Origin of the sequence: Streptomyces sp. NBC_01549 (assembly GCF_026339955.1) — a bacterium.
Classification (GTDB): domain Bacteria; phylum Actinomycetota; class Actinomycetes; order Streptomycetales; family Streptomycetaceae; genus Streptomyces.
Genome location: NZ_JAPEPW010000001.1, coordinates 729908 through 743177, shown reverse-complemented (window position 1 = coordinate 743177; position 13270 = coordinate 729908). Strand labels below are relative to the sequence as shown.

The window sequence follows — 13270 nt, the reverse complement described above, 5'->3', positions numbered from 1 at the left end:
ACCCGGCCACTGACAATCGCTCTGACCGGAAAACTCAACGGTCAGATGGGGATGGCGAGATAGCCCCTCGATGGTGACGGTCGGGGGCTGGTGTGGGGCGGTGGGGTCGTGGGATGTCAGGCGGCTGCCGGGGTGAGGGTGACGTCGTGGCCGAGGGCCTTGAGCTGGCGGACGAGGTCGCGGCTCTTGCGGGCCGGGTCGAGGTTGCGGGTGTGGAAGTCGGGGCCGAGGTCTCGGTAGCGGGCGGTCGGGTCGTTCATGAGGTGCCAGACGGCGACCAGGATGGAGCGGGCGACGGCGACCAGGGCTTTCATGTGGCCGCGGCGTTTGACGATGCGGCGGTAGCGGGCGCCGAGGAAGGTGTCGGTGCGGGCGGCGGAGATTGCTGCTTCGCCGAGGGCGCCGCGGAGCCAGGGGTTGCCTTTGCCGGTGGGGCCGGAGGTGTTCTTGTTTCCGGACTGGAGGGTGCGTGGGGAGAGTTTCGCCCAGGACACGAGATGGCCGGCGGTGGGGAAGACCGTCATGTCCAGGCCGGTCTCGGCGAGGATGACCTGCGCGGTGCTGGGGCCGACGCCGGGGATCTCGTCGAGGCGTTCGGTGTCGGTGATCGGTATGAGGGTGCCCTGTCCGGGGCCTTCGTCGTCCTCGGTGGTGGACAGCTCGGCCAGACGCAGGGTGATCCGGGCGGTGAGCTTGTCGATCTGCACGGTGAGGTAGTCGACGGTGTCCAGCAGCATCCGGCACATGAAGGCGTGGTGTTCTTCGAACCGGCCGGTCAGGGCCTCGGCCAGGGTGCTGTGGCTGGCCTTGATGGTGCCGTGGGCCAGGTCCGCCAACGCCTTGGGGCTGCGTTCGCCCGCGATCAGTGCCTCCAGCATGGCCCGGCCGGAGACGCCGAAGATGTCGGCGATCACGGTGGACAGCTTGATCTGGGCGTCCTCGAGGAGTTTCTCGGTGCGCTGCTTGTGGCGGGTGCGCTCGTGGGTCATGACGGCCCGGGCCCGGGTCAGATCGCGCAGTTCACGGACCGGCTTCGGGGGTACGAACGAGGGCCGGAGCATGCCGCGTTCGGTGAGCTTGGCCAGCCAGACCGCGTCCAGGCGGTCGGTTTTGGGCCGGCCCGGGACGTTCTTGACGTCACGGGCGTTGACCAGCCAGCACTCCAGACCACGCGATTCCAGCAGAAAGAAGTACGGCTTCCAGTAGGTCGACGTCGCCTCCATCACCACCCGGGTGACGCCCTGGCAGACCAGGTGGTCGGCCAGGTCCAGGATCGCGCCGCTGGTCGCGACGGTGTTGAAGACCCGCTGCACGCGCTTGCCGGGCTTGTCCTCGTGCGGCACCCGCACACAGACCATGCCCGACGCCTTGGCGATATCGATCGCCGCGACACGGGCCACGAGCTCCTCGGCCTGCTCGATCTCCTCGACGCCACCGTCGTCGGTGTCCGCCATGCACAACTCCCTGGTATCGATCCGTACGGGCCGACGCCTGCCCAGGGGGCCGCGGGGGAGCGAAAATCTGACCGGCGTGCTCGATGGCAACAGTGCGTGGCCCCTCTGCGGCCCCGGCACCAGACTGACCTACGGGCTCAACGTCCCAACGAGCTACCGGCGTCGGCGGGCAGGCGCCGCAGCCATGTTTTCACGCCGGCAAGGCGCACCCGAAGGGAACAGGGGGACTGACCTGCGCAAATGTGGTCGGTGGCGTGGTCGGGCGCCTGCGGCTCGGTAAGGGGGCGGGGCCGCGCCGGGGGTATCCGTCCTCGGTCAGGCGCGGAATCCGTCGCTTACCGATTGGGCGGCGTTGACGCGCCAGCCGCTGCGGGCGGACACCCCCCGACACGACCTCTTGCCGCCGTGGGCGGCCGACGGCGCGTGGGGGTGCGCCATCCGAGCCGGTTGTCCGCGGTGTCATACCGGAGAATGAATGGGTGGCAGGTTCGGGGCAGGAGCGGGCGCGGCACTGGCAGTACGCGGAGCTGCCGGGTGTCGATCTGCTGCGAGCGCGGTTCGTCGAGAAGATCTTTGTGCGGCACACCCACGAGAACTTCGTGATCGCCGCCATCTCCGACGGTGTCGAGGTCTTCCACCACGGCGGTGCCGACCAGTACGCGGGTCCGGGCGCGCTCGCGCTGGTCAATCCCGACACCGCGCACACGGGCCGGGCGGGTGTTCCCGAGGGATGGCGGTACGGGGCGGTCTACCCCTCGCCCGGGTTGGTGGCCGAGATCGCTGCCGAGACCACCACGATTCGCGGAACGCCTGGATTCGTCAGCCCGGTGCTCGACGATCCGTACGCGGCGGGTCTGGTTCACGAAGTGCTTCGGGCCGCGGAGGAGGGCAACGCGCTCGCGGCCGACACCCTGCTGCGGGTCGCGGTGACCCGGCTGCTGCGTCTGAACGGCGGTTCGCTGCCGCAGCGGGGCGTGCGCACCGCGGGCGCCCGTGTCGCCGCCCGCGCGCGTGCCGTGCTGGAGGAGCGGATGGCCGAGCCTCCGACCCTGGAACGGCTCGCCGCCGACCTCGGCGCCAGCCCGTTCGCCCTGCTGCGCGCGTTCCGTGACACCTACGGCATGCCGCCCCACACCTGGCTGACCGACGCCCGGGTGCGCCGGGCACGCCACCTCCTGGACGCCGGTTCCGCGCCCGCCGAGGCGGCCGTCGCCGTCGGCTTCACGGACCAGCCGCACCTCAACCGTCACTTCTCCCGGATCGTGGGTGTGCCTCCGGGCGCCTACCAGCGCGAGCGCAAGAACGTACAAGACGTCGACAGGCGGCCGTACGTACCGTCCGGGGTGTGGCAGAACAGACAGCTCTCGCAGACATACGCAGTGAAGAAGGCGGCGGAAAACCCGACGCGGCCGTCGTTCGGGACGCCCTGGGAGTCGGGGTCGCCGTCGGACTGTCCGGTTTCGCCTTCGGAGTGACCTCGGCCGGCAGCGGGCTCACCGTGTTGCAGACCTGTGCGCTCAGCCTCCTGGTGTTCACCGGAGCCTCGCAGTTCGCGCTCGTGGGCGCGCTCGCCGGCGGCGGCAATCCCCTCACTGCCGCCGCCGGCGCGTTCTTCCTCGGGGTGCGCAACGCGTTCTACGGACTGCGTCTGTCACAGCTGCTGGCGCTCCCGCGCGCGGTGCGCCCGTTCGCCGCGCAGTGGGTCATCGACGAGACCACGGCGGTCGCGCTGGCCCAGCCCACGCGTCGCGGTGTCCGGATCGGTTTCACCGTCACCGGGCTCTCCCTGTACGTGCTGTGGAACCTCACCACGCTGCTGGGCGCTGTCGGGGCCGAGGCCATCGGGGACACCGACGCGTGGGGGCTGGACGCCGCCGGGCCCGCCGTCTTCCTCGCGCTGCTCGCGCCGATGCTGAAGACCACCACGGAGCGCGCGGTGGCCGGTGTCGCAGTCCTTCTGGGGCTCGGCCTGCTGCCCGTGCTGCCCGCCGGAGTCCCCGTCCTGGTGGCGGCGCTGGCCGCTCCCGCCGCCCTCTACGTAGAGGGGCGACGCGCTTCGAAGGCCGCCGGCCGCATGAAGGCCGACAACGACGCACCAAGGGAAGACCGTTGAACATCTGGATCGCGATCGGCGCGACCGCCGTCGGCTGTTACGCCGTCAAGCTCATCGGCCTGCTGGTCCCCGTCGGCGTCCTGGAGCGGCCGCTCGTCAAGCGCCTCGCCGCCCTGCTGCCCGTCGCCCTTCTGGCCGCGCTCACGGCTCAGCAGACCTTCGCCGACGGGCGCGTCCTGGTCGTGGACGCGAAGGTCGCCGGACTCGCCGCGGCCGCTTTCGCCCTGCTCCTGCGCGCCCCCTTCCTGCTCGTGGTCGGCGCGGCCGTGGTCGTGACGGCGGGAGTGCGGGCGCTGACAGGCTGACGCCGGGCACGCGGACGGCCCGCACACGTGTGTGTGGGCCGGGAACCGTCGTGATCGCTCAGCCGATGGGGCATCCGTACGCCCGTAGGGTGCGCAGGGCCTCGATCGTCACCATGGGGCGGCACTCCAGGGCGGTACCCGGTGCCCACTGGCGCCAGCGGATCGGCCAGCCGCCGTCCTCCCGCTGCTCGTCCGCAAGGAAGTCGAGCGAACGCGCCATCTCCTCGTCGGTGAACCACGCGCGCGCGAGTGACCCCGGGGTCTTCGCGTAGTCGTGCGGGAAATGGTGCTCGCCCGGCGCGTATCCGGGCGCCACCGGAAACTCCTCCAGGTACGCCGGGTCCAGTGCCGCGAGCCGGTGCTCGCGCACCAGGCGGCCCAGCCGGTCGGCGGCGGCCTCCGCGCGCGGGCGGTCGGGGGCGGAGTCCAGGAAGGCCACGGCCGCCTCGATCTCGTACGGGTGGGACTTCTCCAATGACTCGACCGCCTGCCAGCAGAAGTCGGTGGCCCGGAACAGCCACGCGTGCCACACCTCGTTGCGGTGCAGCAGGCCCACCACGGGCCCGGTGGCGAGGAGTTCACTCGGCGGGTCGTCGACGACCGGCACGAAAGGAGCGTGCGGATAACCGCGCTGACTGGGATGGACCGCCGGCAGCGCGCCGTCCGCCGTCGACACCGAGGTCAGATAGCGGCACACGCGCTCCACGCGCTGTCCGCCGCACCGCCCGATCGAGTCGAGGACGCGCAGCGCGTGCCCGGTGTGCAGGGGCTGGCTGACCGGGCCGCGCAGATCGGGTTCGAGCGCGTGACCGTATCCCTCGTCGTCGTTGCGGTAGGCGGCCAGCGCGGTCTCCACCGCGTCGGCGGCGCCGACATCCGTGTTCAGGAAGTGGTACGTGAAACGGCGCTGCTCCAGCACGCGTGCGGTGAGCCAGATGAAGTACCCGGCGCGCGAGAGCGGGGTCAGCGCCGGGGGCGTCGGGGGGAGTGGGGATGCTCCTGATTCGGCCATGTCTCAGACCGTAGGACGGAAAGCGGTCTCGGCAAGCGGTCCCGGCCCGGGCCCACTCGCAGGGGCGGGATACTGGAGTCATGCGGTTGACGGTCTTCTGGCAGCGGATGGCGGATCACTTCGGTGAGGCGTACGCCGACACTTTCGCGCGCGATCATGTGATGACGGAGCTCGGCGGACGGACCGTGCACCAGGCGCTGAACGCCGGCTGGGAGGCCAAGGACGTGTGGCGCGTGGTGTGCGCGACCATGAACGTTCCGTACGAAAACCGCTGACGGGCCACGAAGATCCGGGGCCGGGCACAGATTGTCGGTGGAGTGGGCGAGACTTGCCCCGTGGCCCCGACAGACGAGACCGCGCAGGTCGACCAGCAGACATCCCCCTTCGGCACGACGCCGCCCACTCCGCCCCCGGGCGGGGACGCCGCCGCGCAGGGCGCGCGCATGCCGCGCTGGCTGCCGCGCGCGATGGTGCTCGCGCTCACGTTCGTCGCCCTGTTCCAACTGGGCAGTTGGGCGTTCCACCAGCTCATCGGGCTGTTGATCAACATTCTGATCGCGTTCTTCCTGGCGCTCGCGATCGAGCCCGCGGTGAGCTGGATGGCCTCGTACGGCATGCGCCGGGGGTTGGCCACCTTCCTCGTCTTCTTCGGTCTGCTGATCGTGACGGCCGGATTCGTCACGCTGCTCGGCTCGATGCTCGCGGGTCAGATCATCAAGATGATCGAGGGCTTCCCCGAGTATCTGGACTCGGTGATCAACTGGATCAACTCGACCTTCCACACCCACGTGAGACGGGTGGACGTCCAGGACAGCCTGGTGCACTCCGACTGGCTGCGGAAATACGTGCAGAACAGCGCGACCGGTGTCCTGGACGTGTCCGCGCAGGTGCTGGGCGGTCTCTTCAAGCTGCTGACGATCGCGCTGTTCTCGTTCTACTTCGCGGCGGACGGGCCCCGGCTGCGGCGCGCGCTGTGCTCCGTGCTGCCGCCCGCGCGACAGGCCGAGGTGCTGCGCGCGTGGGAGATAGCCGTCGACAAGACGGGCGGCTATCTGTACTCGCGCGGTCTGATGGCGCTGATCTCCGGCGTCGCGCACTACATCCTGCTCCAGGCCCTCGGTGTGCCCTACGCGCCCGTGCTCGCCGTCTGGGTGGGTCTGGTCTCGCAGTTCATCCCCACCATCGGCACGTATCTCGCCGGTGCCCTGCCGATGCTGATCGCCTTCACCGTCGACCCCTGGTACGCGCTGTGGGTGCTGATCTTCGTCGTGGTCTACCAGCAGTTCGAGAACTACGTACTGCAGCCCAAGCTGACCGCCAAGACCGTGGACATCCACCCCGCGGTCGCCTTCGGCTCGGTCATCGTGGGCACCGCGCTCCTCGGGGCCGTCGGCGCCCTGATCGCCATCCCCGCGGTCGCCACCCTCCAGGCATTCCTGGGGGCCTATGTGAAGCGGTACGACGTCACGGACGACCCCCGGGTGCACGGCCAGCGGATCAGGAGGACGCCCTCCTTCTGGGTCCGTCTGCGGGGAGCGCTCGGCCGATGAGGTTCACCAGGTGAGGGTCGCCCACACCCCGGCGCCCAGGACCGCCGCCGCATAGCAGCCGACCGCCGCGTACATGACCCGGTGCCGTGTCCGGTCGCTCCATGGCGTGCGGGACAGCAGCCAGGCCAGCGCGGGCAGGACCAGCACGGCGTGCAGGCTCACTCCGTGCAGCGGCTTGAGCGGGGCCGTCGAGTGGTACGCCGCCTCCTGGTGGCCGGTGCGGGTGAGGACGACCCCGCGCGCGATCATCGCGGCGCCCGACGCCAGCGCGACGAGCAGGATCGCGAACCCGGAGCGCAGCGCGAGCGGCATCCCCAGGGGACCCGCGGGCCGGTTCCGGAAGGAGGCCACCGAGAACACGGTGAGCAGCACCACGAGAACCCCGCCGCCCGCCGCGAGCGTCATCGACACCGCTGTGTCGAAACCGGTCTCCATGTTGAGATGCGAGGGCACCCGGCGCCACGCCTGAAGAGTGATCCCGCCCACCTCCACGACACAGTCGGCGGCGAATACGACGAGCAGCGCCGAGCGCCGACGCGTTGCGATGCGTAGATACGACGTGACCCAGGTGAGTGCGATCAGCGTCAGCCCGAAGGAGAGCCCGAACGTGACGGGCTTGCGCCAGGAGACGGGCCCGTCCCAGGGGCCGCCGTCCACGGCGAAGACGACCAGATGCGCCAGCCCGGAGAGCACCAGCACCGCACCGGTCGCATGGCAGAGGCGCTCGGCGGGACGCACCCCCCGCCAGGCCCCGCGCCACACGGGGCGCGGCGGGGACGGTCGTGCCAGGGACGGTGGTGCCGGTGGGGCGACGGCGGTGGTCACGGCGGGAGCGGGTGTTTCGCTGCGGCTCTCCATGAGGTTCGAGCTTCGGCGGTCCGGGCCCCGAGGTCGTCGTACGGCCGAAGACTCCGGGGGTACGCCCTGTGGAGTAGGCGGGGACCCCGCCCGCTGTCGGTCCGCGAACGTAGGCTCGGAGGTGTCGCGTGATGCGCTTGACACCAAAATCGAACATCCATTCTTATGGAATCTCCGGCGGGGCTCTCGGCGGGGATTTCGGCAGGATTTTCACGGATATGTACCCGAGTTATCCACAGGCTGGACGGGCGTCGGGGCGCATTGTCAGTGGCAGGCGTTAGCGTCTGTGACGTGAAGCGATCGACTCAAGCAAACCGGGTGGAACCCATGGCAGGTACGGACCGCGAGAAGGCGCTCGACGCCGCGCTCGCACAGATTGAACGGCAATTCGGCAAGGGCGCGGTGATGCGCCTCGGCGAGCGGCCGAACGAGCCCATCGAGGTCATCCCCACCGGATCGACCGCGCTCGACGTGGCCCTCGGTGTCGGCGGCCTGCCGCGCGGCCGCGTGGTGGAGGTGTACGGACCGGAGTCCTCCGGTAAGACGACGCTGACGCTGCACGCGGTGGCGAACGCGCAGAAGGCCGGCGGCCAGGTGGCCTTCGTGGACGCCGAGCACGCCCTCGACCCCGAGTACGCGAAGAAGCTCGGTGTCGACATCGACAACCTGATCCTGTCCCAGCCGGACAACGGCGAGCAGGCGCTGGAAATCGTGGACATGCTCGTCCGCTCCGGCGCGCTCGACCTGATCGTCATCGACTCCGTCGCCGCCTTGGTGCCGCGCGCGGAGATCGAGGGCGAGATGGGCGACTCGCACGTGGGTCTGCAGGCCCGTCTGATGAGCCAGGCCCTGCGGAAGATCACCAGCGCGCTCAACCAGTCGAAGACCACCGCGATCTTCATCAACCAGCTGCGCGAGAAGATCGGCGTGATGTTCGGCTCCCCGGAGACCACCACGGGTGGCCGGGCGCTGAAGTTCTACGCCTCGGTGCGACTCGACATCCGCCGCATCGAGACGCTGAAGGACGGCACCGACGCGGTCGGCAACCGCACCCGCGTCAAGGTCGTCAAGAACAAGGTCGCGCCCCCCTTCAAGCAGGCCGAGTTCGACATCCTCTACGGGCACGGCATCAGCCGCGAGGGCGGCCTGATCGACATGGGCGTGGAGCACGGCTTCGTCCGCAAGGCCGGCGCCTGGTACACGTACGAGGGCGACCAGCTAGGCCAGGGCAAGGAGAACGCGCGCAACTTCCTGAAGGACAACCCCGACCTCGCCAACGAGATCGAGAAGAAGATCCTGGAGAAGCTGGGCGTCGGTGTGAGGCCGGCGGAGCCCACCGCCGAGCCGGGCGCGGACGCGGCGGTCACGACCGCTTCGGACGAGGCCGCGAAGACGGTGCCCGCTCCGGCGGCCAAGACCACCAAGTCCAAGGCCGCGGCGGCCAAGAGCTAGTCCATGACGCGACGAACCGACTGGGCCGAGTACGCCTACCCCGTCCCCCCGCGGGGGCAGGGGCACGGGGGGAACGGCGACTCGGCCGGAGACGGTGAAAGAGCACACGGCGGGGACGGGCCGTACGGGGACGAGACGTATGGCGCCTCCTCCACGTACTCCGGTGACACGTATGGCTCCGAGGGGTTCCACGGCGGGGATCCGTACGGCAGTGACGGTCCGGCGGGCGACGTTGACGGCGATGGACTGACGGGCGGTCACGGTTCTCCGGGCAGTGGATCGCGCCGTGGCGGGGGTCGGCGCGGCGACGGGGGGCCGCGTGGTGGACGAGGGCGTCGGAGGCGTGGCGGTTTTGGAGAGCCGTCCGATGACCCACAGGACGGAGGCACTCCTTCCTCGTCGAGGGCCGAGAAGGGGGAGCCCCCGGGGGACCCGGCTGAGCGGGCGCGGGCGATCTGTCTGCGCCTGCTCACCGGGACCCCGCGCACGCGGAAGCAGCTCGCGGACGCGCTGCGCAAGCGGGAGATTCCCGACGACGTCGCGGACGAGGTGCTGTCACGGTTCGAGGAGGTCGGGCTGATCAACGACAGCGCCTTCGCGGATGCCTGGGTGGAGTCCCGGCACCACGGCCGGGGTCTGGCCCGGCGGGCGCTCGCGCGGGAGCTGCGGACCAAAGGTGTGGACTCGACGCTGATCGACGAGGCCGTCGGGCAGCTCGACTCCGAGCAGGAGGAGGCGACGGCGCGCGAGCTCGTCGCGCGCAAGCTCCGTTCCACGCGCGGCCTCGACCGCGACAAGCGGTTGCGACGCCTTGCGGGCATGCTCGCCCGCAAGGGCTACGGCGAGGGGATGGCGCTGCGCGTGGTTCGCCAGGCGCTGGAGGAAGAGGGCGAGGACACGGAGGGGTTGGGGGACGAGGGGTTCTGACCGTTGGGATCGGTGGCGGTGCCGGGCCTGGGGCCTGGTACCTGGTAACTGGATTCAGAACCCGGCCCTGAACCAGACCCTGCCCCCCATCCAGGACTGTCCAACTCCCCTTCGTGGAGGTGGGGTTAACCCCCGGAGGGAGACGCCGGGTCGCCGCAATGCACAGGTGCCTGTGCACAGAGGACTGTGTACGCATGGCACAGGAACCCGGCGCGGAACCCTTGGCGGGGCGGGACGAGGAGACTTCGCGCGCCCCCACCGAGCTCTCCGACCTCGCGACACTGAAGGCCCTCGCACAGCCCCGTCGGCAGCGGATGCTTCAGCACCTCACCGTGCACGGCCCCGCCACCTCGGCGACGCTGGCCAGGGCGCTCGGGCTCAACACCGGAGCCACCAGCTACCACCTGCGCGAGCTCGCTCGGTACGGCTTCGTGGAGGAGGCCGACCAGCCGACGGAGGCGGGCGGACACGGCAGGGAGCGCTGGTGGCGTGCCGTCCCCGGTGACCGCCGATTCCCGCCGCGCAGTCGGCAGAGCCCCGAGATGCGCCTCGTCATGGACGAGCTGAACCACCACGCGTACGCCGCCGACCTCGAACTCTTCGAGCAGATGCAACTGCAGATGCCGACAGGGGCGGGAGCAGTGGCGGCGGCAGGGGTAGGGGGACTGGGGCGGACGCAGCGGGCGCACGGGGAGGCGGGCGCGGCCGATCCCTGGGTCGACGCCTTCCCCTACTCGCGCGGAAGCATCCGGCTGACGCTCCCCGAACTCCGCGCGTTCTTCGAGGAGTACATCGCGCTCCTCAACCGCTACAAGCGCCCCGAGGCCGACACCCCGCCCGGCGCCCGCACCGTGTTCACCCGGTTTCTCGCCTTCCCGGCCCCCGCCACCGCCCCCGACACCGGGCCCGAGAACCGTCCGGCACCCCACGACAGACCAGGGAGCGAACCCTCATGATGCTGCGTTACGCCCTGCGGACCGTCCGGGCCCGCAAAGGTGGCTTCCTCGGTGCGTTCTTCGCCCTGTTGTGCGCGGCCGCCCTCATCACCGCCTGCGGCACCCTCCTCGAGACCGGCCTGCGTGGCACGATCGCCACCGAACGGTATGCCGCGACCCCTGTCGTGGTCTCCGCCGACCAGAACGTCCACCAGACCACCGTCAAACACAAGAAGGGCAAGACCAAGGTCAAACACAAGGCCAAGCCGATCGCCGAACGGGCCTGGCTCCCGGACGACCTCGCCTCCGAGCTCCGGCAGGCTCCCGGTGTACGTGAGGTCATCCCCGAACTGACCTTCCTGGCCGAGCCCTTGCTACCGGGCGGGGCCGTCGACAAGAACCGGCCCGCCTACGGGCACGCCTGGGACTCCGCCGCGCTGACCCCCTACACCCTCACCACCGGCACCGCGCCCGAGGCCGACAGTGATCTCGTCATCGACCGCCATCTCGCCGAGCGCGCTCACCTCGAGCCCGGCGACCGGCTCACCGTGCAGTCGACGCAGAGCCCGCGGACCTACCGGGTGACCGGAATAGCCGCCCCCGCCCAGGAGGTGCGGCACCAGACCGCCCTCTTCTTCTCCACCGCCGAGGCCCGCCGCCTCGCCGCCCACCCCGGACAGGTCACCGCCTTCGGGGTGCTTCCCGTCAAGGGCACGGACACGGCCGCGCTCCAGCGGTCCGTCACCAAGGCGCTGCAAGGAAGCGGGACGGTGTCCGGAACCAAGGCGCCGCACGGTAGGACCGCGCAGGTCAGCGCCGGTGACGGCCGAGGGCCCGTGGAGTTCCTGGACGCGGCCGCCGCGCGTACGAAGCTGGTCAGCATGGGTGGTGCGATGGGTGGCACCTCACTGCTCGTGGCCGTCCTCGTGGTCGTCGGTACCTTCGTGCTCTCCGTGCAGCAGCGCCATCGCGAACTCGCCCTGCTGCGCGCCATCGCCGCCACCCCGGGTCAGATCCGGGCACTCCTCGGCCGTGAGGCACTGATCGTCGGAGCGGCCGCGGGTACCACCGGCGCGCTGGCGGGGCTGCCGCTGGGCAGCTGGCTGCACGGCCGGTTCGTGGCCATGGGGGCCGTGCCGGCGACGCTTCAGCTCACCGTCGGCGTCTTCCCGCCGTTCGCCGCGCTCGCCACGACACTGCTCGGTGCCTGGGCCGCCGCCCGTATCTCCTCGCGCCGGATCGCCCGGATCCGCCCTGCCGAGGCGCTCGCCGAAGCCAGGACCGAGCGCGCCCGCCCGGCATGGGGACGGATCCTCATGGGTCTCGCCCTGCTCGCCGGCGGTGCCGTCCTCGTCGCCGTGCTCAGTGTTCTGCGCACCGAACCCGCCTCGACACCCGTGACCTTCCTGGCCGTCGTGGTCCTCGCCTCCTCCGTCGCGCTGCTCGGTCCGCTGCTGGTCAGGGCGGCCGTAGCGGTACTCGGAGGCCCGCTCGCGCTGACCGGACCCAGTAGTCGCCTGGCGCGTGCCAACCTTCGTGGCCATGCCGCCCGGATGGCCTCCGTAGTCACTCCTCTCACCCTCCTCATCGGCATGACCTGCACGGTTCTCTTCGTCCAGCCGACCCTGGGAAACGCGGCCCGCGCCCAGGCCCGCGAGGGCATCCGCGCCGACTGGGTGGTGGCCGCCCAGGGCCCCGGCGTACCGGCCCAGGCCGCACGGCTCCTGCGCACGCACCACGACACCGTCACCGAAGTGGTCCGTACGACCGTCCGGGTGGGACTCGACAAGTACGCGGCGCAGGGCGTCACCCCCGGAGGTCTCACCCGCACCTGGGACCCGAACGTCACCGCCGGCTCCCTGAAGAAGCTCACCGAGGACACCGTCGCCGTCAGCGGACTCGCCGCCGACCAGCTCCACCTGCAGCCCGGAAGCCCTCTGAAACTCACGTTGGGTGACGGAACGCCCGTCACGCTCACCGTCGTGGCCGTCTACGCCAAGGGTCTCGGTTTCGGTGACCTCACCTTCGCCCATGACCTGGTCGCCCGCCATGTGGACAACCCACTCGCGACCTCCGTCCTTGTCGGCACCGCCCGCACACAGACACAACTCGCGACTACCCTCCGTGAGTTCCCGGGGGTCCACGTTCTCGCCCCGGCCGCCGCCGACTCGATCCAGGCCGCACGGCAGCAGGCGAACGCCGAGGTCAACTACCTCGCCATGGGACTCGTCCTGGCGTTCACCGCCATCGCCGTCGTCAACACGCTGGCCATGTCGGTCTCGGAGCGTGTCCGCGAGTTCGCGCTGCTCCGCCTCGCCGGGGCGACCCGGCGCCAGGTGCTGGGGATGCTGCGCACGGAGGCGCTTGCGGTCCTGCTGCTCGCCACCGCACTCGGCAGCGGGATCGCGCTCGCCGTCCTGACCGCGTTCAGCGTCGGCATGACGGGCCGGGCGGCTCCGGCGGTCCCGCCCCTGGCGTACGTCACCGTGGTGGCGATCGCCGGGCTGCTCGCGCTGGTCGCCACCGGGCTGCCGGGCCGGGTGGCGTTGCGGGTGCCCCCGGTCATGGTGGCCACGGGCAAAGAGTAAGAGGAGTGACGCAATGGAGTAAGGGGCGGTAGGCAATGGTGGGCGCCCCTTACACCAGGGGCGCCCACCATTGCCT

The 13270-nt window shown here is 70.7% G+C and carries 12 protein-coding genes; 9 read left to right on the top strand and 3 right to left on the bottom strand.

Annotation, left to right across the window (positions count from 1 at the left end):
* Window positions 1-116: 116 nt before the first annotated feature.
* Window positions 117-1454: an IS110 family transposase gene (locus OG819_RS03130; RefSeq protein WP_266647905.1), complete on the bottom strand. Its 1338-nt coding sequence runs from the start codon at window positions 1452-1454 to the stop codon at window positions 117-119.
* A 479-nt stretch (window positions 1455-1933) separates the two neighbouring features.
* Between OG819_RS03130 and OG819_RS03125 the strand changes: the two genes are divergently transcribed.
* Genes OG819_RS03125 through OG819_RS03115 form a run of 3 tightly spaced genes read left to right on the top strand, consistent with a single transcriptional unit; the run spans window position 1934 to window position 3872 of the window.
* Window positions 1934-2929, top strand: a complete 996-nt coding sequence (locus OG819_RS03125) for an AraC family transcriptional regulator (protein ID WP_266629351.1) — start codon at window positions 1934-1936, stop codon at window positions 2927-2929.
* Window positions 2827-3567, top strand: a complete 741-nt coding sequence (locus OG819_RS03120) for an AzlC family ABC transporter permease (RefSeq protein WP_266634718.1) — start codon at window positions 2827-2829, stop codon at window positions 3565-3567. Before OG819_RS03125 ends, OG819_RS03120 begins: the two co-directional genes overlap by 103 nt.
* On the top strand, window positions 3564-3872 hold the full coding sequence (locus OG819_RS03115; protein ID WP_266647904.1) for an AzlD domain-containing protein: 309 nt from the start codon (window positions 3564-3566) through the stop codon (window positions 3870-3872). The genes OG819_RS03120 and OG819_RS03115 overlap by 4 nt, the downstream gene beginning before the upstream one ends.
* Window positions 3873-3930: 58 nt before the next feature.
* Here OG819_RS03115 and OG819_RS03110 read toward each other — a convergent pair whose 3' ends face one another.
* Entirely contained in the window at window positions 3931-4884 is a 954-nt protein-coding gene (locus OG819_RS03110) for a hypothetical protein (protein WP_266647903.1), read from the bottom strand.
* 80 nt (window positions 4885-4964) lie between these two features.
* On the opposite strand from OG819_RS03110, the gene OG819_RS03105 reads away from it, so the two are divergent.
* Both OG819_RS03105 and OG819_RS03100 read left to right on the top strand, forming a co-directional pair.
* On the top strand, window positions 4965-5159 hold the full coding sequence (locus OG819_RS03105; protein WP_101401028.1) for a DUF3046 domain-containing protein: 195 nt from the start codon (window positions 4965-4967) through the stop codon (window positions 5157-5159).
* A gap of 60 nt (window positions 5160-5219) precedes the next feature.
* On the top strand, window positions 5220-6434 hold the full coding sequence (locus tag OG819_RS03100) for an AI-2E family transporter (protein ID WP_266647901.1): 1215 nt from the start codon (window positions 5220-5222) through the stop codon (window positions 6432-6434).
* A 3-nt stretch (window positions 6435-6437) separates the two neighbouring features.
* On the opposite strand, the gene OG819_RS03095 is transcribed toward OG819_RS03100, so the two are convergent.
* Complete coding sequence (locus OG819_RS03095; protein WP_266629359.1) at window positions 6438-7292, bottom strand: hypothetical protein; 855 nt, start codon at window positions 7290-7292, stop codon at window positions 6438-6440.
* Between the two features lie 327 nt (window positions 7293-7619).
* Here OG819_RS03095 and recA point away from each other — a divergent pair, with 327 nt between their 5' ends.
* The 4 genes from recA (at window position 7620) to OG819_RS03075 (ending at window position 13194) form a co-directional block, all read left to right on the top strand.
* Window positions 7620-8744: a recombinase RecA gene (recA, locus tag OG819_RS03090; protein ID WP_266586437.1), complete on the top strand. Its 1125-nt coding sequence runs from the start codon at window positions 7620-7622 to the stop codon at window positions 8742-8744.
* Window positions 8745-8747: 3 nt separating this feature from the next.
* Window positions 8748-9671 carry a recombination regulator RecX gene (recX, locus tag OG819_RS03085; RefSeq protein ID WP_266629361.1) on the top strand — a complete coding sequence of 308 codons (924 nt, stop codon included), beginning with the start codon at window positions 8748-8750 and terminating at the stop codon, window positions 9669-9671.
* Window positions 9672-9865: 194 nt separating this feature from the next.
* Entirely contained in the window at window positions 9866-10627 is a 762-nt protein-coding gene (locus tag OG819_RS03080; protein ID WP_266647899.1) for a helix-turn-helix domain-containing protein, read from the top strand.
* Entirely contained in the window at window positions 10624-13194 is a 2571-nt protein-coding gene (locus OG819_RS03075; RefSeq protein WP_266647897.1) for an ABC transporter permease, read from the top strand. Before OG819_RS03080 ends, OG819_RS03075 begins: the two co-directional genes overlap by 4 nt.
* The last annotated feature ends 76 nt before the right edge of the window (window positions 13195-13270 follow it).

Excerpts from the sequence above, each read along its gene's own strand:
- OG819_RS03130 (WP_266647905.1), bottom strand. The coding sequence starts at position 1,454 with ATGGCGGACACCGACGACGGTGGCGTCGAGGAGATCGAGCAGGCCGAG.
- OG819_RS03110 (WP_266647903.1), bottom strand. The coding sequence starts at position 4,884 with ATGGCCGAATCAGGAGCATCCCCACTCCCCCCGACGCCCCCGGCGCTG.
- OG819_RS03105 (WP_101401028.1), top strand. The coding sequence starts at position 4,965 with ATGCGGTTGACGGTCTTCTGGCAGCGGATGGCGGATCACTTCGGTGAG.
- OG819_RS03095 (WP_266629359.1), bottom strand. The coding sequence starts at position 7,292 with ATGGAGAGCCGCAGCGAAACACCCGCTCCCGCCGTGACCACCGCCGTC.
- recA (WP_266586437.1), top strand. The coding sequence starts at position 7,620 with ATGGCAGGTACGGACCGCGAGAAGGCGCTCGACGCCGCGCTCGCACAG.
- recX (WP_266629361.1), top strand. The coding sequence starts at position 8,748 with ATGACGCGACGAACCGACTGGGCCGAGTACGCCTACCCCGTCCCCCCG.
- OG819_RS03080 (WP_266647899.1), top strand. The coding sequence starts at position 9,866 with ATGGCACAGGAACCCGGCGCGGAACCCTTGGCGGGGCGGGACGAGGAG.
- OG819_RS03075 (WP_266647897.1), top strand. The coding sequence starts at position 10,624 with ATGATGCTGCGTTACGCCCTGCGGACCGTCCGGGCCCGCAAAGGTGGC.